This is a genomic window from Pseudomonas fulva NBRC 16637 = DSM 17717 (assembly GCF_000730565.1).
Classification (GTDB): Bacteria; Pseudomonadota; Gammaproteobacteria; order Pseudomonadales; family Pseudomonadaceae; genus Aquipseudomonas; species Aquipseudomonas fulva.
Map to the genome: position 1 here is coordinate 92,773 of NZ_BBIQ01000006.1, position 18,446 is coordinate 111,218.

Sequence of the window (18,446 nt, forward strand, 5' to 3'; positions counted from 1 at the left end):
AGGCGCCTTGCCTGGCCTGCCGAACGCCACGCCCGGAGATTTACATGCGCATTGCTTCCCGCCTGATCGGTGCTGCCCTCGTGGGCACCTTGCTGACGCAACTGACGGCTTGCGGCTCCATCTTCTACCCAGACCGTCGTGGCCAGATCGACGGCAAGGTCGACCCTGCGATCGCCGTGCTGGATGCCGTTGGCCTGCTGTTCTACGTCATCCCAGGGCTGATCGCCTTTGGCATCGACTTCGCCACCGGCGCCATCTACTACCCACAAGGGCAAACCGCGCAGGTGGACCCGGCCAAACTGAAGGACGCCGTCAATGCCGATGGCAGCGTGGACAATCTCAAACTGCAGGCCATTCTGGAAAGCGAACTGGGGCAGCGCCTGCCGCTGGACGACCCACGCTTGATCCAGCACCGCGGCAGTGCTGAACAATTGGCCAGCCTTGGGCTGGTACCTGCCGCCTGACGTCAAGGACGACCGCCTGAGATGACCACTTCGGCCGAACACAAACGGTTGCTCCGCCTGGCCACGCGCGCCTCCCTGGCGGTGGCCAGCATCCTGGTGGTCAGCAAGGCGCTGGCCTGGTGGTTGAGCGGCTCGGTTAGCCTGCTGGCCGGGTTGACCGATTCGGCCCTCGACGCCGTGGCGTCCTTCCTCAACCTGCTGGCTGTGCACTACGCCCTGCGCCCGGCCGATGACGACCACCGCTTCGGGCACGGCAAGGCAGAAGCCCTGGCTGGCATCGCCCAGGCGCTGTTCATCGGCGGCAGTGCCGTGCTGATTGCCTTGCAGGCGTTGGAGCGCCTGCGCAGCCCGCAGCCGTTAGGCGATACCGCCATCGGCATCGGGGTGATGCTGTTGTCGTTGGTGCTGACCGTCGCGCTGCTGGCCGTGCAACGCAAGGTCATCCGCGCCACAGGTTCAACGGCGGTACGCGCCGATTCCCTGCACTACCGCTCCGACCTGCTGCTCAACGGCAGCATCTTGCTGGCGTTGCTGCTGGCGCGCTTCGGCTGGCCGCAACTCGATGCGCTGTTCGGGTTGGGCATCGCACTGTACATCCTGTGGAGCGCCCTGCAGATCGCGCGCGAAAGCACGGCGATTCTCATGGACAAGGAGCTGCCCGTGGATGTGAGCGAAGACATGGCCAGCCGCGTGCTGGCCATCGAGGGCGTGCTGGGCGTGCACGACCTGCGCACCCGGGTATCGGGCAACCAGTGGTTCGTGCAATTGCACATCGAGCTGCCTGGGCAACTGCCGCTGCATCACGCACATGGGCTGTGCGTGCAGGCGTCGGAAGTGATCCGCCAGCAGTACCCCAAGGCCGACGTGATGGTCCACGCCGACCCGGTGTAGCCCTCTAGTTGACGCTGTAGCCTCGCCCGGACAAGCACGCGCCAAGCGCCCGTTGGTAGGTACTTGCAACCGCAGGCGCCGGCGCGTAGGCCGCCATGGCAGGATCGAACCCCGACTGGCTGACCGCCCAGCGCTGGCACTGGTAACGGTCCTGATCCTGCTGCTCCTGCCCCTGTCCATAGCGCGGATAAGCCACCACGTCATACCCCGACGCCGCTGTAGGCGCAGGTGCTGGGGGATTGACCACCACGTACTCGCGGCTGTTTTCCAGGTAGCGATAGTAGGTGTCGGCGACCAGGTAGATCATCGCGCCGTCCACGCGAAACTTGTGCGCATAGGGCGGCAGGTAGCTGACTCGCGCACCCGGGGGCGGCACCACGACCTGGTAACCCCTTTCCCAGGGGCGGTACCAGTACCCGCCGGAGTAGAAATAGTCCTGCCCCTGGTAGGGCACCTTCCAGAAACGGTCAGCAAACCGCTCCACGGTCTGGCCAGGCCGGTAGTACGGCCCGGGGCCCCAGCCTTCACCGTGGCCCCCAGGGCGGCCCTGCCAGCCCTCGTGAGGCGCGTAGCCAGGGTCTGGGCCATGCCAACGCGGGCCGTCATCGGGGCGGCGGGGAATGTCCTGGTAGAACCCCGGCCGTGGGGGCTGCGTCTGACCGACTTCGTCACGCGAATTGAGCGCACGCCCAGGCGCGGGCCCTGCCTCCACACCTGGCCCTGTAGCGGCGGGGGGCAAAGCACCTGGGCCGTCGTTGGGCCCGGCCGCCAGGGCTGCAACGCTGATGCCCATGCCCAGCAAACCAACACCTGCCCACTGCCAGATGTGCGACTTCATGGTAGTCCTCTCGACGGTAAAACGGCTGACTGCGCCAGTCTACCGCGCCCCATCACGCCGCCCATTAAATTTCAGCCATGAAAAAAGGGAGGCCACCTGGGCCTCCCTTCAGCAATTGTCGTCCTTGCTCGGCGCTTGTGGCGCCGGCTCACCTCACACCGTCTTCTGGAAGGTGCGTAGCCCGGGGGCCTGGCCCATCCTGTTGGATGGCTTGGCCGCGAGCGCCCGTCTGGGGCGCATCGCCGTGGACTGATGTCCGGGCAGTGATTCTGGTGATAACGATACCGGGCGCGCCCCGGCACAGGATTGCTAAGATTGCTCAGATAAATAGCACTTGCGCAATTTTTAACCCTGGATTGATAATTCGCCGCAATCCGAACAGAAAAGGCATGATTCATGAGCAAGCTGGACCGATACGACCTGAGCATTCTGGCTGAATTGCAGCGTGACGCGCGCATCTCCAACCAGGAGCTGGCCGAACGCATCGGCCTTTCACCCTCGCCCTGCTCGCGCCGCGTCAAGCAACTTGAAGACGACGGCTACATTTCCCGTCAGGTGGCCTTGCTCGATCGCAAGAAGCTGGGTTTGAGCCTGACCGCCTACGTACTCATCGGCATGGACCGGCACACCCCCGAGCGTTTCGAAACCTTCGAGGCCACCATCCGCAACCTGCCGCAGGTGCTGGAGTGCAGCCTGGTGACCGGGATGGACGCCGACTACCAGCTCAAGGTCGTCGTGCCCGACATGGACCATTACCAGAAGCTGCTGCTCGGTAGCCTCACGCGCATCGAGGGCGTCACCAGCGTGCGTTCAAGCTTCGTGCTCAACCAGGTGTTGGCCAGCACCGAGCTTCCATTGACCCACCTTCGCTGATCAGTTGCCACCTCACGGGTATACTTGCCCCCTCAACCCGCCTGGAGCACTGCAATGGATCCTGCCGTATTCGAAGAGTGGATGATGATCATCCTGGTGACTGCCTTGATCGGCTTCATGGGCTTCATCGTCTGGGACCTGGCGAAAAAATCCCAGGCGGGGCGGTTCGGCACCCTGATCCTGTTCTTCGTGCTCGGCCTGGGTGTGCTGGCGTTCATCATCAAGAGCGTGGTGGTGGGGTTCATCGAGGGGGTGTAGCCAGCGCGGTCGCCACGTGCCCGCTGGCCATGCCGCCTAGCGCCGCAGGGTCGGCGCTACCTCGCGCCAGCAGCCTTGCTCAAGCCCATCGAGTGTCCAATCGCCGATACGCACGCGCACCAGGCGCAAGGTGGGCAGGCCCACGGCGGCGGTCATTCGCCGTACCTGGCGATTGCGACCCTCGCGAATCACCAGCTCCAGCCAACAGGTCGGTACGCTTTTGCGAAAGCGTACTGGTGGATTGCGCGGCCACAGTGCAGGGGCGTCGAGGCTGCGGGCCTCGGCGGGCAGCGTTGGTCCGTCATTGAGCTGCACGCCTTCGCGCAGTTGGCGCAGCTGCTCCTCGGTGGGCTCGCCCTCGACCTGCACCCAGTAGGTCTTGGGCAGCTTGTGCTTGGGATCGGCAATACGCGCCTGCAGCGCGCCGTCATTGGTCAACAGCAACAGGCCTTCACTGTCCCGGTCCAGCCGGCCGGCGGGGTAGACGCCCGGAATATCAATGAAATCCTTGAGCGTGGCCCGCCCCTCGCCGTCGCTGAACTGCGTCAGCACGTCGAAGGGTTTGTTGAACAGGATCAACCGCGGCTCGGCGGGTGGCGCCTTGGGCTGGCGGTGAGCGCCAGGCACAGGCCGCCCCTGAGGGCGGCGCGGCTTGGAACGGGGTGGCAGTGACATGGGTCCTCAGCGGAACGGCGGCTCGTCGAAGCTGCGCAGTTTACGCGAGTGCAGCGAATTGAGCTCGGTGCGCAACAGGTCCAGCGCCGCGATCCCGATCTTCAGGTGCTGGCTGACCGCGCGGTTGTAGAACGCGTTGGCCGAGCCTGGCAGCTTGATTTCGCTGTGCAGCGGTTTGTCGGACACGCACAGCAAGGTGCCGTACGGCACCCGCAGGCGATAGCCCTGGGCTGCGATGGTGCCGCTTTCCATGTCCACGGCAACGGCGCGGGACAAGTTGATCAGCGGCCGTTCCTGGGCCCAGCGCAGCTCCCAGTTGCGGTCGTCGTACGTCAGCACGGTACCGGTGCGCAGGCGCTTCTTGAGCTGCTCGCCCCGCTCGCCGGTCACCTGCGCAGCGGCTTCCTGCAGGGCCAGTTGCACCTCTGCCAATGCCGGGATCGGAATGTTCGGCGGCACCACGCGGTCAAGGATGCCGTCACGGCGCATGTAGGCGTGGGCCAGCACGTAGTCGCCAATGGTCTGCGACTGGCGCAGCCCGCCGCAGTGCCCGATCATCAGCCAGCAATGCGGGCGCAGCACTGCCAGGTGGTCAGTGATGTTCTTGGCGTTGGACGGGCCGACGCCGATGTTGACCAGCGTGATGCCGTCGCCGTCCCCTGCAATCAGGTGGTAGGCCGGCATCTGGTAGCGGTGCCAGACCACACCGGCGACCAGCGCCTGGGCCTCACCATGGTCCATGCTCTTCTCGATCACGACGTTGCCCGGCAACACCATGCGCACGAAGCGCGGATCATCGCGCAACTGCTCAAGGCCATGGCTGATGAACTGGTCCACGTAACGGTGGTAGTTGGTCAGCAGGATCCAGGGCTGCACGTGGCGCCAGTCACTGCCGGTGTAGTGCACCAGGCGCCGCAGCGAGAAGTCCACGCGCGCGGCATCGAACAGCGCCAGGGGCAAGGTATCGGTGCTGTCCCAGTCGTAGAGCCCATCGGCGATGTTGTCGGTGGCCGAGGACAGGTCGGTGCTGGGGAATACCCGCGCCAGCTGCGCGGCGGTGATGCCGCTGCCGGCCAGCTCGTCGCCCTGGTCGACCACGTACGGATACGGAATGGGCTGCTCGCTCACCCCCACTTCGACCGTGACGGTGTAGTCGTGCATCAACGGGCGCAATTGCTCCAGCAGGTAGCTGCGAAAAGCAGCCGGCTGGGTGATGGTGACGCTGTAGGTGCCCGCCACCTGGACCTTGGCGTAGGCCCGCGTGGTGGCAGCGACTTCGCCATTGCTGTGGTAGGTCAGGCGCAGCGCCGGGTAGCGAAACAGGTCTCGCTGCTGGGCATCGGGCTCGGTGCGGTCCTTGAGGTAACGCTTGAGGGCCTGGCTCAGGGCACCGGTGGCCTGCTCATGCAAGGCCGCCAGACGATCGACGGCCTGTTCGGGAGTATCAACGACTTCAAACGCGTGGCTCACACTGTGCTTCCTGTCTGGACATGCATGCGAACCATCTTGCCTGCCTTCTCGGGTAAATTCATCCCCTTGATGATGCAAGGCGGCGCAGCTGGGCCGAGCCGGTCAGCTGGCCATGGCCCGCGCCATCAGGGCCTGTACGTCCACACCGCGCGGCAGCGTGCCATAAGCGCGCCCTGTCCCTGTGAGGCGGCTGGCGATGAACGCATCGCTGACCGCACAATGGCCGGCCTCCAGCAGCAACTTGGCCTGCAATGCCAGGGCGATGGTCTCGGTCAGTTGCCGCGCCCGGTACTGGATGTCGCCCGTGTCGAGGAACGCATCCTTCAGGTTGACGATGCAGGTGGCCAGGCGCTTGTCGCCGTGTCCGTCCCCCAGTTCGGCGAACAACGCCTCCAGCACACCCGGCTCCTTGGACAAGGCGCGCAGCACATCCAGGCACTGCACATTACCCGAACCTTCCCAGGTCGAGTTGACGGGCGCCTCGCGGTAAAGCCGCGGCAGGATGCTGTCCTCCACATACCCCGCCCCGCCCAGGCACTCGGCCGCTTCGTTGATCATGGCCGGGGCACGCTTGCAGATCCAGTACTTGCCTACCGCCGTGACCAGGCGCGCGAAGTGCGCCTGCTGGGGGTCGTCGAGCTGCTCGAGGGCGTGGCCCATGCGCAGGCTCAGGGCCAATGCCGCTTCGCTTTCCAACGACAGGTCGGCGAGCACGTTCTGCATCAGCGGCTGCTCGGTCAACAGGCGGCCCGCCACCTGCCGATGCGCGCAGTGGTGCAGGGCCTGGGTCAGCGCCTGGCGCATCAGGGCACTGGAGCCGACCATGCAGTCGAAACGGGTCATGGCCACCATCTCGATGATGGTCGGTACGCCCCGGCCCTCCTCACCGATCATCCAGGCCAGCGCACCGCGAAACTCCACTTCGCTGGAGGCGTTGGAGACATTGCCCAACTTGTCCTTCAGGCGCTGGATATAGAACTGGTTACGGGTGTCGTCCGGGCGGTGGCGGGGCAGCAGGAAGCAGCTCAGGCCGTGCTCGGTCTGGGCAAGGACCAGGAAGGCATCGCACATGGGCGCCGAACAGAACCACTTGTGACCCACCAGCTCGTAGGCCTGGCCGGGCCCCGGCGCGCCGACGGGGTAGGCACGGGTGGTATTGGCGCGCACGTCCGTGCCGCCCTGCTTCTCCGTCATGGCCATGCCCAACGTGACGCCGGCCTTGTGCCGGTCGCCGACGTTGCGCGGGTCATACTCACGCGACAGCGCCTTGGGCAGCCAGTAGTGGGCGATCTCGGGTTGCAGGCGCAGGGCCGGCACCGCAGCGAAGGTCATGGTCAGCGGGCAGCCCGTGCCGGCCTCGGCCTGGCTGTGCAGGTAGGTCATCGCCGCGCGGGCCACGTGGGCGCCCGGGCGCGGCTCGGCCCAGGGCAGCGACGGCAGCCCATGCTCGACGGCGGTGCGCATCAACTGGTGATAGGCGGGGTGAAACTCGACCAGGTCAATGCGATGGCCATAGCGATCATGGCTGCTGAACACAGGCTTGTGCGCATTGGCCAGAAAGCCTGCCTGCATCAACGGCCCACCGGCCAGCGCGCCGTACGCATCGATCCGCGACTGCGCCCAGTCGGCACCAAAGCGCCTGGACCACTCCTGTAGCGGCAGGTCCAGGCGGTACAGGTTGGCCCCGTCCAGCGGTGGCGGCTGGTTGGTGACCTCGTGGGTTTCAGCGAACTGGTGCAGGTTCATGGAGGTACTCCTGAATCCGGGCAGGCGTGAGGTTCCCAGTGAAGCACTGTCTGGTCGATGGACAAAGGGGCATTCCTGACTAAACGCAGGGGTGCGTGATGAGCGGCGCTTAGGCGGCCGGCTTCATCGGGATCGTCAGCGGCGTGTTCGTTCGACGCCCGAACCGGTGAGGCCTTCAGGGACTTGTAATCCAGTTCCCAATCGCCCGTGGGAGTCTTCCTAGAAGCTGAATCAAGCGCCTATAAAGCGGATGCCGCCTGCTAGGTTGCGAGTTCTTTCTTGATCAGCAGGCAAGCCATGAGCATGCGAATCGGCATCCTGGGTCGGTACCAAGGCCTGGACAGCGATGAAACCACCACCGGCGCCATTTGCATTGCCGGGCAAGCCAGGGGGCGCGTCCATGGCCGTAACTGGCTGCTGCAAGGCGACAAGACCACGCCCTGCCCCGGCTGCGGGCAACCCGGCACGCTGGTGGAGGGCGAGCCCTATTGGAGTCAGGACGGCATACCCACGGTCCTGGACGGCGCATTGGTGGCGTGTGGGTGTCCTATAGGCAGCAACCGCGTGATTGCGGGCGGATCTGCGGCCCTTGCAACGTCCAGGGCATCTGCACCTGAACCGGTCAATGACGCCGTGCGAAACCCCGACGCCCGCGCTAGGACGATCGATCCGGAGCGGTTCCGGGACGCTGCGCCTTCAGTGGCTCAGCCCGTTAATGAACCGGGTTTCTACATCGTGCCGCGCAGCATGTCGTATGACGAGGTGCTGATAGAACTCGGTGCCCCATACGCTCACTTGTCCCGATCAGCACTGGAACGGCTTAACCCCACTTCGCGAAACGGATTCAAACCGGGCGAACTGTTCGTCGTGGGTGAAGAATCGGGGTACCCCATGTGTACCCGGCAAGAAATGTCGGTCATGGGTGCAGCGGAGCAGGCGCGTGCTGCATTGGCGGACCTCACCGAGGAGGAAGCCGGCTTCATGATGCAGTACCAGGCCGAGATCGCCGCGCTGTTTGGTGATACCAGTCTGGCCATGGGCGTAGCCGAGACGGTGGCGGGTAAGTCACTGGATGAAATCACCCGCCTCTTGCGCAAAATCGAAGACCTGCACAAAGCGCAATTCGCCAAGCACGGGCACCTTCGCCACCCAGACTTCTTCGCCCAGCGCCAGCACCTGTTCAATCAGTTGAGTGCCGGTTTAAAGGCCACCTTTCTCAACAAGAGGCTCAATCTTGGGGATTACTCACGACTGCGCCGAGACTTGGGTATCTCCTCGAAAAGCCTGGTGCACCATTGGAGCAAAGCAGGCGGGCCCACCAGCATACCGGGGTATTCGACTCACTTGGATAGACTGGCGAAGATGGCCAAGTACTTGAAGGCTGGAGGGGCAGTGGGTATTACGCTCGGGGGTATTGGATCAGCGATGAACATTGCCGACGCGTGCCGGGTGGGGAATACGAAAGCATGTAGAAAAATGCGTTTTACTGAGGCTGGTAATTTTTCGGGTGGTTTAGTAGGTGGATGGGGGGGAGCGAAGCTAGCTAGCAGATTAACGCCCGGGATTTGCTGGTGGACCGGCCCAAAGGCATGGGCCTGTGGGATAGTGGTTACAGGGGCTGGAGCATTGGCTGGAAGCCTAGAAGGAATGGAATTCGGCGAATACGTAGGAGAGGTAATCTTCGAGGCTTTGCAGAATGATTGAACACCTTGACATAAAACTGAAGTTGTTTCTGCTCACTTCCCCTTTCATCATAGGCTTTATCTCACTGGCCATGGACCTGCGCATTGCATGTTCAAAAGAATACGACGTCATGATCGCAGCGCTCCAGCGCAGTGCGTGCCTAGAGTTTATTACAACACTCTGGGGAGAACAAAGCATACGCGCACGATTATTGGTGATCTCAATGGTGGGTGGGCTCATAGCATTTCCAACCTACCACATTCGCAAAGGTGCGCTTGATCCACTCGATTATCAGAATTTTCCAGCCTCCCTTAAAAAGAAGATCAACACCGCATCCTGGCTGAACACAGTAGCGTTCACTTGGCTAACAGTCGGTTACTTTTTCCTACTACCAAGGTGAAACTGTTTACTCATTACAAGCACCATGGATCCACGCTGATGATTGGGTATTCGACGCATCTGGGCGAGCTGGCAAGTAGGCCAGGTACTCGAAGCTCGCACGGCGGACGGGAATACAAAGCCATGTTGAAGAACACTATTTACTGAGCCTGACGATTTTGGCTTGCCCAAAATGGTCGGGGGCCAAAATAGCTAATGAAGTGATACTTATTCCTTCCCGAAGAACTGCCTTGACGGCGCTGCATATGGCATCTCGACCCCTGCAACAGCGCCTCTGACGGGAAGTCTTCGTGCATGCAATTAAGCGAAAACTTTCGAGGCCTTGAGAGTGATCAAGAATTTTGACATTACGTTTCAATTACTTTTTCTTGCCACTCCCTTTGCCCTTGGACTGACCGGTCTCGCCATGGATCTGCGTATCGCAGGCTCCAAAGAATACAAAGTCATGATCGGGGCCCTGCAGCGCAGTGCGTGCTTACCCTTTATTGTCACCCTTTGGGGTGAAAAGACTCTGCGTGCGAGAATGTTGGTGACATTCATGGTCGCCGGGATCATAAAGTATCCAAAATCAAGTATTCGACGAGGCATGCTTGATGCACAGGATTATGAGCAATTTCCATCATCCATGAAAAAGCGGATAGTAATTTCCTCATGGCTAAACACTGTCGCGTTCAGCTGGTTGATCATAGGCTCTTACTTTCTTTGATGCCGTGAATCCCACGTCCACGGTATCTCGCTGCGCACATAGCTAACAGCACATCGTCCTAACCTACCGATGCTTACCGCCAACGCCGCCCCTCATGCCCCTGCACAGCCACCTGCCCCTGCGAAATCGCCAATTCCAGACTCATCTCGAACCGACTGCCCACACCAGGCGCCGATTGATGCGATAGCCGTGCCCCCAGCAATTCGCTCATCTGCCTGCAGATGGCAAGGCCAATGCCCAACCCGCCATAGCGCCGGGTCATGGAGCCATCCACCTGAAAGAACCGCTGATAAAGAATCGACTGGTCGAGGTCTTCGAAACCGATACCCGTGTCGCTCACGGTAAACGTCAAGGCCAGTTGATTAGGGCCCCTGTGCTGCCCCCGGACCTGGATCATCACACCGCCCTGGTGGGTGAATTTCAGGCCGTTGTCCACCAGGCACCCCAGGCAGCGGGCCAGCTTCGGCCCATCCCCCACCAGCCGGTCGGGCAGGTCCGCCGGCATGTCCACACTCAAGTACAGGCCCTTGCCCAGCGCCTGGCCGGCATACGTAGCGCGCAAGCCTTGCAGCAATGTCCGAAGGTCGAAGGGCGCTGGCTGCGCTCGCAGCCGCCCTGCTTGCAATTCGGACAAGGTCAGGATGTCGTCGACCATGTTCATCATGCCCTGAGCCGAGCCCACCGCCGTCTGGTGGAAGCGGGCCATTTCCGCGTCCATCGGCAGGGTATGCATCAGCTCCAGGGACCCGATCACGCCATTCATCGGGGTGCGCAGTTCATGGGTGACGCAGGCCAGAAACTCATCCTTGAGCCGGTTGCTGTTGGCCAGTTGCTGGTTGAGCACCTCCAGTTGCTGCCCCGTCTCACGCAGGGTGCGGGCCTGCTCGTCGCGCAGCGTCTTGATGCGGTCTGCCAAGGCCAGCGATAGCAACGCCACCTCCAGCGCAGCGCCCAATTGGCTGGCATACATGGTCAGGAACATGTTCGGCAGGTAGCCCAGCACCATCAGCGTATTGACCAGCCCCCCGACCAGAAACGCGGTCCAGGCGATGATGAACCAGCGCGCCACGCGCAGGCCGCGCCGCCAGGCGTCGAGCCCTGCGCAGAAAACGCCCAGGCTGAACACGAGCGCCAAGGCGGTGGCAAGGCGCATGGCGAGGCCATAGGGCACGCTCACAGACAGCACCATCACCACGGCACCGCCCAGCATCAGCGCCTGCAGCAACCGGTCAAAGCCACGGCTTTTATGGCGAAGCTGCAGAAAATGCCGGGCGAACTGAGAGCCGAACAGCGCAGCTGCGCCGACGAACAACGGTGTGCAGGCATTGGCCCACCAGGGGCTGTCAGGCCACAGGTAAGCGATGCCGGCGCCGTTGACCGAGACCTGGTAAAGGCCGAAGGAGGCAATATAGAGGATGTAGTACAGGTAGCTGACGTCCCGCACGCTCAGGTACAGGAACAGGTTGTACACCAGCATCACCAACAGTACCCCGTAGATCATCCCCAGCACGTACAGGCGCGTGGCCTGGGCTTCGAGGTAAGCCTGGGGCGACCAGAGGGCCAGCGGCGCCTGCACCGAGCCCTGGCTGTGCAGCCGCATAAAGACGGTGGTGACCTGGCCAGGTGGCAATTGCAGGTTGAACAGGTAGTTGTCCTGACGGATCTCCCGGCTTGAATAAGGCAACGCATCACCCGTGCGCTGGGCCAAGCGAAAGCGCCCGTCCGGGCCCGTCAGGTAAAGGTCGAGGTGATCGAGGGGTGGGTAGGCCAGCTCCAGCAACCAGTGCAGGGGCATGCCCGGCGCCGGGTCAGGGTGAAGTTCGAGCTTGAGCCAGAACACCGACGTGGAAAACCCGGCATTGAGGACGTCTTCAGGGTGGGGGCGAAAACGCTGCGCGAAGTCGGGCGCACTGACATCCGTGATGCTGGCGCTGCCGTCCGGGTCTTCATAAACCTGCATGACCTTGCCCAGAGGCAGGTGACGGGTGGCCGCGGTGATGTCCACCGCTTCGGCGAATGTGGGCAGCAAACCCATGAGCACAATCAGCAAATAGCGCATACAGCCCCAGCAAGGCCTGTCCGGTCGCGTCGCGGTTGCCCCCTTTCCGTTTGAGACGACGAAATCCTGCAGAACCTGTTTATCGATTTATCTGCGCACTCTAGCACAGCCTCAAGCTGCGTCGAGCGGCCGCACAAAACCCACAGGACCGCTCTGGAACGGGCCTTAGCGGCATTCAGGGGCGCATACCGTTCTTCGGAAAACGCACCGACCTGCACGCGCAAGGTCCGCACAAACAGGTTTGGTGGTAAGCTCGCCGACCATGAATACCTACGCCTCCCGCCCCGTTGTCCTCTGTCTCTCCGGCCACGACCCCAGTGGCGGCGCCGGCTTGCAGGCAGATATCGAAGCCCTGCTTGCACAAGGCTGTCATGCCGCGCCCGCGGTGACCGCCCTGACCGTGCAGGATACCGTCAATGTCTCCGACTTCCGCGTGCTCGACCGTGAGTGGGTGCTGGCCCAGGCCAATGCCGTGCTCACCGACTCCACGGTGGCCGCGGTCAAGCTGGGCATGCTCGGCTCGATCGACATGGTCGATACCGTGGCCGAGCTGCTGGCTGCGCACCCGCACCTGCCGTTGGTGTGCGACCCGGTGCTGCGTGCAGGCGGCGGCGGCCGCCTGGGCAAGGACGAAGTAGGCTATGCCCTGCGTGAACGCCTGTTGCCGCTGGCGACCATCACCACGCCGAACCTGCCCGAAGCCCGCATTCTCGCCGAGCTGCCCGACGGCAGCGCCGACGAGTGCGCTGCCAGGCTGCTGGAGTTCTGCGAGCACGTGCTGATCACGGGCGGACACGGCGACGAGGTGGAAATCCACAACCGTCTGTACAGCCGCGACGGTCACCGCAGCACCTCGACCTGCCAACGCCTGCCGGGCAGCTACCACGGATCGGGCTGCACCCTGGCCAGCGCCCTGGCGGGTCGACTGGCCCTGGGCGAGCACCTGGAAAGCGCCGTGCGCACGGCCCTGGACTACACCTGGCGCACCCTGCGCGATGCGGAGCAGTTGGGACGAGGCCAGTTCGTGCCTCGGCGCCTGCCCCTGGATTTCTGCTCCTGACTCGAGGTGCTCATGACGCTACGCGGCCTGTATGCCATCACCGACAGCCAATTGCTGGCCGGCCGATTCCTGTCTCATGTGGAGGCAGCTCTCGAAGGGGGCGTATGCCTTCTGCAGTACCGTGACAAAAGCGACGACGCCGCGCGGCGCTTGCGAGAAGCCCAGGCGCTCCAGCAATTGTGCGAGCGCTACGGCACCCAGCTGATCATCAACGACGATGCCGAACTGGCCAGGCACCTGGGCGTGGGCGTCCACCTGGGGCAAACCGACGGGCCGCTGACCCCTGCACGCGCCCTGCTGGGCAGCGCGGCGATCATTGGCTCGACCTGCCATGCCAGCCTGGACCTGGCCGCCCAGGCAGCCCGCGAAGGCGCCAGCTACGTCGCCTTCGGCCGCTTTTTCACCTCCAGCACCAAACCCGGCGCCCCGGCTGCCGACGTCCGTCTTCTGGCGCAGGCGCGCGCCCAGGTGAACCTGCCGATCGCCGCCATCGGCGGGGTCACCCTCGACAATGCCGCAGCACTGGTGCACCACGGTGCCGACCTGCTGGCGGTGATCCACGGCTTGTTCGGTGCCGACAGCGCGCAGGAAGTCACCCGCCGCGCCCACGCCTTCAACGCCTTGTTCGCATCCTGATTCGAGAGAATTTCCATGTCCCGTTCCGAAGCACTTTTCGCCCAAGCCCAGAAGCACATCCCCGGTGGTGTCAACTCGCCCGTGCGCGCGTTCAAGAGCGTGGGCGGCACGCCTTTGTTCTTCAAGCATGCCGAGGGTGCCTACGTCGTCGACGAAGATGACAAGCGCTACGTCGACTACGTGGGTTCCTGGGGCCCGATGATCCTGGGCCATGGCCACCCTGACGTGCTGGACTCGGTACGTCGCCAGCTGGAACACGGGCTGTCCTATGGTGCCCCGACCGCCATGGAAACCGAAATGGCAGACCTGGTGTGCTCGCTGGTGCCTTCCATGGAAATGGTGCGCATGGTCAGCTCGGGTACCGAGGCGACCATGAGCGCCATCCGCCTGGCCCGTGGCTACACCGGCCGTGACGCGATCATCAAGTTCGAGGGCTGCTATCACGGCCACTCCGACAGCCTGTTGGTCAAGGCCGGCTCCGGCCTGCTGACCCAAGGCGTGCCCAGCTCGGCCGGCGTGCCGGCCGACTTCGCCAAGCACACCCTGACCCTGCCCTTCAACGACATCGCCGCCGTCGAGAAGACGCTGGCCGAAGTGGGCCAGACCGTGGCCTGCATCATCGTCGAGCCGGTTGCCGGCAACATGAACTGCGTACCGCCGGCGCCGGGCTTCCTTGAAGGCCTGCGCGAGCAGTGCGACAAGCACGGCGTGGTGTTGATCTTCGATGAGGTGATGACCGGTTTCCGGGTTTCGCTAGGCGGCGCGCAGGCGCACTACGGCATCACCCCCGACTTGTCCACCTTCGGCAAGATCGTCGGCGGCGGCATGCCGGTCGGCTGCTTTGGCGGCAAGCGCGAAATCATGGGCTGCATCGCCCCGCTGGGTCCGGTCTACCAGGCGGGTACGCTGTCGGGCAACCCGCTGGCCATGGCCGCCGGCCTGACCACGCTCAAGCTGATCAGTCGTCCAGGCTTCCACGCCGAGCTGACCGACTACACCAGCCGCATGCTCGACGGCCTGCAACAGCGCGCCGACGCTGCCGGCGTGCCGTTCGTGACCACGCAGGCTGGCGGTATGTTCGGCCTGTACTTCAGCGGGGCCGACGACATCGTCACCTTCGATGACGTAATGGCCAGTGACGCCAGTCGCTTCAAGCAGTTCTTCCACCTGATGCTCGACGGTGGCGTGTACCTGGCGCCGAGCGCGTTCGAAGCTGGCTTCACCTCGATCGCTCATGGCGACAACGAGCTGCAGATCACCCTGGATGCTGCTGAAAAGGCCTTCGCAGCCCTGAAGTAACCCGGCGCTTCCCCACCGTGATCGCCGGTAGAACCCGCTATCACGGTGGTTGTACCGGCCATCGCCAGGGGCGTACGCCGTGTGAACGGGCGCGCGTTCGATGAGGCCATACGGGTAACGAAGGACTCTTGCCATCAGCCTGTTTCGCCACGCCGACATAAATTCGAGTAAAACTTTGTAAGGTTGGCGCTGCTTATCCCATAATGTGCCACCAGAGACATTGGCCGCAGCTTTGCAGAGGTAAGTCGATCCCCATGAACCGCACCGGCCGCGCCCTCACCCTGGGCTGCCTGTTGCTTCTCCAGCCCCTGCTGGCCCTGGCGGAGGGCGGTAACTCGTTGCTCATCCCGACGACGGGTCGCTGCACCTTGAACGTGCAGCCGCAGGACCTGGCAAGCGCACTCAAGAGCTGTGAACAGGTGGCCGATGCCGGCGATGCCCAGGCACAGTTCGAGCTGGGCGAGTACTTCTATGCGCAAGCGCCAAAGAACCTCAACAAGGCACTGGACTGGTACCAGAAAGCGTCCCTGCAAGGCCACGCCGAGGCCCAGTACCGCCTAGGGTCGATGTTTTTCCGCGGCGAAGGGGTCAAGGCCAACAACGTGCAGGCCTACATTCTCTTGAAGATGGCGGCAGTCAATGGCGCTGAAGATGCCCTGGACATGGCAGATGAAGTGACAGAGCAGATGCCCAGGGACGACCTGGAGCATGCGACGCAGGTGCTCGGCCAGATCTTCCGCAAGTACCTGCTGGAGCTGCAGAACGCCGAGGGACGCTCGCCGTTCTCCCCGCTGCCCTAGGCTCTGTGGGAAAAGTCTTGAGACGAAGGTCAGGCAAGGCGAAAACGGCCGAGGAAGCGGAGTTTACGGGTTGTAAATGAGCATTCCGACCGGGCTGGCGCTCCAGGCTGTTTTCAATCACCGAGTATCAAGGCTTTTCACGCAGAGCCTGGGCTTTGCTGGGCATAACGCCGTTGAACCCATCAGGACTTTCGCCACTGCCATTCAAGGGTTATTCTTGAGTTCACACTCATTGCCGTCGGGCGGCTATAAACGACCTTGAACGCACCCATCGAACCCCATCGTTTCATCCTCGAACCTTTCGAGGCCCACCGTTTCGCCAACTTGTGTGGCCAATTCGACGAGCACCTGCGCTTGATCGAACAGCGCCTGGCCATCGAGATCCGCAACCGCGGCAATCAGTTCGAACTGATCGGCGAATCCAAGACCACCCATGCTGCCGAGCAACTGCTGCGCCGTCTCTACCGTGAGACCCAGGCCACCGAGCTGTCGCCGGAAACCGTGCACCTGTACCTTCAGGAATCGGCCGTCGAGCACATCGACAACCCGGCGGTAAACGAGGTCAGCGTCTCGCTGCGCACGCGCAAGGGCAATATCCGACCACGGGGCGCCAACCAGCAGCGCTACGTCAAGGAGATCCTGGCCAACGACATCAACTTCGGCATCGGCCCGGCCGGTACCGGCAAGACATACCTGGCCGTGGCCTGTGCCGTCGACGCGCTGGAACGTGAACAGGTTCGCCGTATCCTGCTGGTGCGCCCGGCCGTTGAAGCTGGCGAGAAGCTCGGGTTCCTGCCGGGCGACCTTGCTCAGAAGATCGACCCTTATCTGCGCCCGCTTTACGACGCCCTTTATGAAATGCTGGGTTTCGAGCACGTGGCCAAGCTGATCGAACGCCAGGTCATCGAAATTGCGCCGCTTGCCTACATGCGCGGTCGCACCCTGAACAACAGCTTCATCATTCTCGACGAAAGCCAGAACACCACGCTCGAGCAGATGAAGATGTTCCTCACCCGCATCGGCTTTGGCTCCACGGCGGTGATCACCGGCGACATCACCCAGGTCGACCTGCCCCGGGGCACCAAGTCGGGTCTGGCGCATGTGATCGAGGTGCTACGGGACGTGCCGGGTATCAGTTTCACCCACTTCCAGCCCAAGGACGTGGTACGTCACCCCTTGGTGCAGCGTATCGTCGAGGCCTATGACCGCTTCGAAGCCCGCCAAGCCACCCCCGAGGCACCCGGCAAAAATGCTTGAACTGGACATACAACGGGCGACCCAGGCGCTCGCCCCGATTGATGCCGACTTTCGCCGCTGGTGCGAGCTGGCCTTGCAGCAACGCAAGGCCGACTCGGAGATGACCATTCGTCTTGTCGACGAAGCGGAAGCACGCGAGCTCAATCACACGTATCGGCACAAGGACTACGCGACCAACGTGTTGTCCTTCCCGGCCGACGTGCCAGATGAGCTGCTCGATATTCCCTTGCTGGGCGACCTGGTGATCTGCGTCGCGGTGGTTGAACGCGAGGCGGCCGAGCAAGGCAAGTCGCTGGAGGCGCACTGGGCACATCTGGTCATTCATGGCTGCCTGCATCTGCTTGGCTACGACCACATCGAGGATGAGGAAGCCGAGGAAATGGAAAGCCTGGAACGAGAATTGCTGGCGCAACTGGGTCACCCGGACCCATACGCCGATGACGAAACCGAATCAACCCCACACTGATAGACCAAGGATCACGAGAACCGCCATGAGCGAAGATCGATCGAGCAACGGGCAGAAGTCCTGGCTGGGTAAACTGACCCAGGCTTTTGCCCATGAGCCGAAAAACCGCCAGGAGCTCCTGGAGCTGCTGCGCGAAGCACATCAGAACAAGCTGCTCGACAGCGAGGCGCTGACCATCGTCGAAGGGGCCATCCAGGTGGCGGACCTTCAGGTGCGTGACATCATGGTGCCACGCTCGCAGATGAACAGCATCAAGGCCGGCCAGTCACCACGCGAGTTCCTGCCGGCGGTGATCGACGCAGCGCACTCGCGCTACCCGGTAATCGGCGAAAGCCATGACGATGTGCTCGGTGTCCTGCTCGCCAAGGACCTGCTGCCGCTGATTCTCAAGGAGAACGGCGACAACTTCGACATCAAGACGCTGCTGCGCCCGGCCACGTTCGTGCCCGAGTCCAAGCGCCTGAACGTGCTGCTGCGCGAGTTTCGCGCCAACCACAACCACATGGCCATCGTCATCGATGAATACGGCGGCGTGGCTGGCCTGGTGACCATCGAGGATGTGCTCGAACAGATCGTCGGCGATATCGAAGACGAACATGACGTCGAAGAGGACAGCTATATCAAGCCGCTGCCTAACGGCGACTTCCTGGTCAAGGCACTGACGCCGATCGAGCACTTCAACGAATCCTTCGACAGCGCGTTCTCCGACGATGAGTTCGACACCGTCGGCGGTTTGGTGATGAGTGCGTTCGGCCATTTGCCCAAGCGCAACGAAACCACCGAAATCGGTGCGTACAAGTTCCGCGTGCTCAACGCCGACAGCCGCCGGATACACCTGCTGCGCCTGACCCCGATCAACCGTTAAG

Annotated in this window: 19 protein-coding genes; 14 read left to right on the plus strand and 5 right to left on the minus strand. The window is 62.8% G+C overall.

Annotated features, from left to right (window positions below):
- Window positions 1–44 precede the first annotated feature (44 nt).
- Both pmcY and PFU01S_RS08440 read left to right on the plus strand, forming a co-directional pair.
- Window positions 45–464: a periplasmic Zn2+ metallochaperone PmcY gene (gene pmcY / locus PFU01S_RS08435; RefSeq protein ID WP_028687142.1), complete on the plus strand. Its 420-nt coding sequence runs from the start codon at window positions 45–47 to the stop codon at window positions 462–464.
- Between the two features lie 21 nt (window positions 465–485).
- Entirely contained in the window at window positions 486–1,355 is an 870-nt protein-coding gene (locus tag PFU01S_RS08440) for a cation diffusion facilitator family transporter (protein WP_028687143.1), read from the plus strand.
- Between the two features lie 4 nt (window positions 1,356–1,359).
- Here the strand turns inward: PFU01S_RS08440 and PFU01S_RS08445 are convergent, their stop codons facing one another.
- Entirely contained in the window at window positions 1,360–2,193 is an 834-nt protein-coding gene (locus PFU01S_RS08445) for a DUF6515 family protein (RefSeq protein WP_028687144.1), read from the minus strand.
- Between the two features lie 396 nt (window positions 2,194–2,589).
- Between PFU01S_RS08445 and PFU01S_RS08450 the strand changes: the two genes are divergently transcribed.
- Together PFU01S_RS08450 and PFU01S_RS08455 are read left to right on the plus strand one after the other, a co-directional pair.
- A complete protein-coding gene (locus tag PFU01S_RS08450; RefSeq protein ID WP_023534579.1) occupies window positions 2,590–3,066 on the plus strand; it encodes an Lrp/AsnC family transcriptional regulator in 477 nt (158 codons plus the stop codon).
- A gap of 54 nt (window positions 3,067–3,120) precedes the next feature.
- Complete coding sequence (locus PFU01S_RS08455; RefSeq protein WP_023534618.1) at window positions 3,121–3,324, plus strand: DUF2788 domain-containing protein; 204 nt, start codon at window positions 3,121–3,123, stop codon at window positions 3,322–3,324.
- A 36-nt stretch (window positions 3,325–3,360) separates the two neighbouring features.
- Here PFU01S_RS08455 and PFU01S_RS08460 read toward each other — a convergent pair whose 3' ends face one another.
- From PFU01S_RS08460 to PFU01S_RS08470, 3 genes are all read right to left on the minus strand, one after another.
- Window positions 3,361–3,999, minus strand: coding sequence for a pseudouridine synthase (locus PFU01S_RS08460; protein WP_028687145.1), 639 nt, complete (start codon window positions 3,997–3,999; stop codon window positions 3,361–3,363).
- Window positions 4,000–4,005: 6 nt separating this feature from the next.
- Complete coding sequence (gene amn / locus PFU01S_RS08465) at window positions 4,006–5,469, minus strand: AMP nucleosidase (RefSeq protein ID WP_028687146.1); 1,464 nt, start codon at window positions 5,467–5,469, stop codon at window positions 4,006–4,008.
- Between the two features lie 102 nt (window positions 5,470–5,571).
- Window positions 5,572–7,215, minus strand: coding sequence for an acyl-CoA dehydrogenase family protein (locus PFU01S_RS08470; protein ID WP_027915236.1), 1,644 nt, complete (start codon window positions 7,213–7,215; stop codon window positions 5,572–5,574).
- Between the two features lie 297 nt (window positions 7,216–7,512).
- On the opposite strand from PFU01S_RS08470, the gene PFU01S_RS08475 reads away from it, so the two are divergent.
- The 3 genes from PFU01S_RS08475 to PFU01S_RS08485 all read left to right on the plus strand — a co-directional run bounded on the left by PFU01S_RS08475 (window position 7,513) and on the right by PFU01S_RS08485 (window position 10,003).
- Window positions 7,513–8,919 (plus strand): PAAR domain-containing protein, encoded by a 1,407-nt coding sequence (locus PFU01S_RS08475; RefSeq protein ID WP_050437988.1) that lies wholly within the window; start codon window positions 7,513–7,515, stop codon window positions 8,917–8,919.
- Entirely contained in the window at window positions 8,912–9,298 is a 387-nt protein-coding gene (locus tag PFU01S_RS08480) for a hypothetical protein (protein ID WP_028687148.1), read from the plus strand. The genes PFU01S_RS08475 and PFU01S_RS08480 overlap by 8 nt, the downstream gene beginning before the upstream one ends.
- A 327-nt stretch (window positions 9,299–9,625) precedes the next feature.
- Window positions 9,626–10,003 carry a hypothetical protein gene (locus tag PFU01S_RS08485; RefSeq protein ID WP_027915239.1) on the plus strand — a complete coding sequence of 126 codons (378 nt, stop codon included), beginning with the start codon at window positions 9,626–9,628 and terminating at the stop codon, window positions 10,001–10,003.
- A 73-nt stretch (window positions 10,004–10,076) separates the two neighbouring features.
- Here the strand turns inward: PFU01S_RS08485 and PFU01S_RS08490 are convergent, their stop codons facing one another.
- On the minus strand, window positions 10,077–12,062 hold the full coding sequence (locus PFU01S_RS08490) for a sensor histidine kinase (protein ID WP_028687149.1): 1,986 nt from the start codon (window positions 12,060–12,062) through the stop codon (window positions 10,077–10,079).
- A 262-nt stretch (window positions 12,063–12,324) separates the two neighbouring features.
- On the opposite strand from PFU01S_RS08490, the gene PFU01S_RS08495 reads away from it, so the two are divergent.
- The 7 genes from PFU01S_RS08495 (at window position 12,325) to PFU01S_RS08525 (ending at window position 18,445) form a co-directional block, all read left to right on the plus strand.
- Entirely contained in the window at window positions 12,325–13,122 is a 798-nt protein-coding gene (locus PFU01S_RS08495) for a hydroxymethylpyrimidine/phosphomethylpyrimidine kinase (protein ID WP_027915241.1), read from the plus strand.
- A 12-nt stretch (window positions 13,123–13,134) separates the two neighbouring features.
- A complete protein-coding gene (gene thiE, locus PFU01S_RS08500) occupies window positions 13,135–13,758 on the plus strand; it encodes a thiamine phosphate synthase (RefSeq protein ID WP_028687150.1) in 624 nt (207 codons plus the stop codon).
- 15 nt (window positions 13,759–13,773) lie between these two features.
- Window positions 13,774–15,057 carry a glutamate-1-semialdehyde 2,1-aminomutase gene (gene hemL, locus PFU01S_RS08505; RefSeq protein ID WP_027915243.1) on the plus strand — a complete coding sequence of 428 codons (1,284 nt, stop codon included), beginning with the start codon at window positions 13,774–13,776 and terminating at the stop codon, window positions 15,055–15,057.
- A 254-nt stretch (window positions 15,058–15,311) separates the two neighbouring features.
- Window positions 15,312–15,857 (plus strand): tetratricopeptide repeat protein, encoded by a 546-nt coding sequence (locus PFU01S_RS08510; protein ID WP_027915244.1) that lies wholly within the window; start codon window positions 15,312–15,314, stop codon window positions 15,855–15,857.
- Window positions 15,858–16,115: 258 nt separating this feature from the next.
- Entirely contained in the window at window positions 16,116–17,114 is a 999-nt protein-coding gene (locus tag PFU01S_RS08515; protein ID WP_028687151.1) for a PhoH family protein, read from the plus strand.
- Complete coding sequence (gene ybeY / locus PFU01S_RS08520) at window positions 17,107–17,580, plus strand: rRNA maturation RNase YbeY (protein WP_027915246.1); 474 nt, start codon at window positions 17,107–17,109, stop codon at window positions 17,578–17,580. Before PFU01S_RS08515 ends, ybeY begins: the two co-directional genes overlap by 8 nt.
- 25 nt (window positions 17,581–17,605) lie before the next feature.
- Window positions 17,606–18,445: a CorC family transporter gene (locus PFU01S_RS08525; RefSeq protein WP_023534628.1), complete on the plus strand. Its 840-nt coding sequence runs from the start codon at window positions 17,606–17,608 to the stop codon at window positions 18,443–18,445.
- The last annotated feature ends 1 nt before the right edge of the window (window position 18,446 follow it).

Bases quoted from the DNA above. Each gene is read 5' to 3' on its own strand.
- PFU01S_RS08480 (WP_028687148.1), top strand. From the start codon at position 8,912: ATGATTGAACACCTTGACATAAAACTGAAGTTGTTTCTGCTCACTTCC.
- PFU01S_RS08475 (WP_050437988.1), top strand. From the start codon at position 7,513: ATGAGCATGCGAATCGGCATCCTGGGTCGGTACCAAGGCCTGGACAGC.
- PFU01S_RS08525 (WP_023534628.1), top strand. From the start codon at position 17,606: ATGAGCGAAGATCGATCGAGCAACGGGCAGAAGTCCTGGCTGGGTAAA.
- PFU01S_RS08455 (WP_023534618.1), top strand. From the start codon at position 3,121: ATGGATCCTGCCGTATTCGAAGAGTGGATGATGATCATCCTGGTGACT.
- PFU01S_RS08510 (WP_027915244.1), top strand. From the start codon at position 15,312: ATGAACCGCACCGGCCGCGCCCTCACCCTGGGCTGCCTGTTGCTTCTC.
- PFU01S_RS08470 (WP_027915236.1), bottom strand. From the start codon at position 7,215: ATGAACCTGCACCAGTTCGCTGAAACCCACGAGGTCACCAACCAGCCG.
- PFU01S_RS08490 (WP_028687149.1), bottom strand. From the start codon at position 12,062: ATGCGCTATTTGCTGATTGTGCTCATGGGTTTGCTGCCCACATTCGCC.
- ybeY (WP_027915246.1), top strand. From the start codon at position 17,107: ATGCTTGAACTGGACATACAACGGGCGACCCAGGCGCTCGCCCCGATT.
- PFU01S_RS08450 (WP_023534579.1), top strand. From the start codon at position 2,590: ATGAGCAAGCTGGACCGATACGACCTGAGCATTCTGGCTGAATTGCAG.
- pmcY (WP_028687142.1), top strand. From the start codon at position 45: ATGCGCATTGCTTCCCGCCTGATCGGTGCTGCCCTCGTGGGCACCTTG.
- hemL (WP_027915243.1), top strand. From the start codon at position 13,774: ATGTCCCGTTCCGAAGCACTTTTCGCCCAAGCCCAGAAGCACATCCCC.
- PFU01S_RS08440 (WP_028687143.1), top strand. From the start codon at position 486: ATGACCACTTCGGCCGAACACAAACGGTTGCTCCGCCTGGCCACGCGC.
- PFU01S_RS08495 (WP_027915241.1), top strand. From the start codon at position 12,325: ATGAATACCTACGCCTCCCGCCCCGTTGTCCTCTGTCTCTCCGGCCAC.
- thiE (WP_028687150.1), top strand. From the start codon at position 13,135: ATGACGCTACGCGGCCTGTATGCCATCACCGACAGCCAATTGCTGGCC.
- PFU01S_RS08460 (WP_028687145.1), bottom strand. From the start codon at position 3,999: ATGTCACTGCCACCCCGTTCCAAGCCGCGCCGCCCTCAGGGGCGGCCT.
- PFU01S_RS08445 (WP_028687144.1), bottom strand. From the start codon at position 2,193: ATGAAGTCGCACATCTGGCAGTGGGCAGGTGTTGGTTTGCTGGGCATG.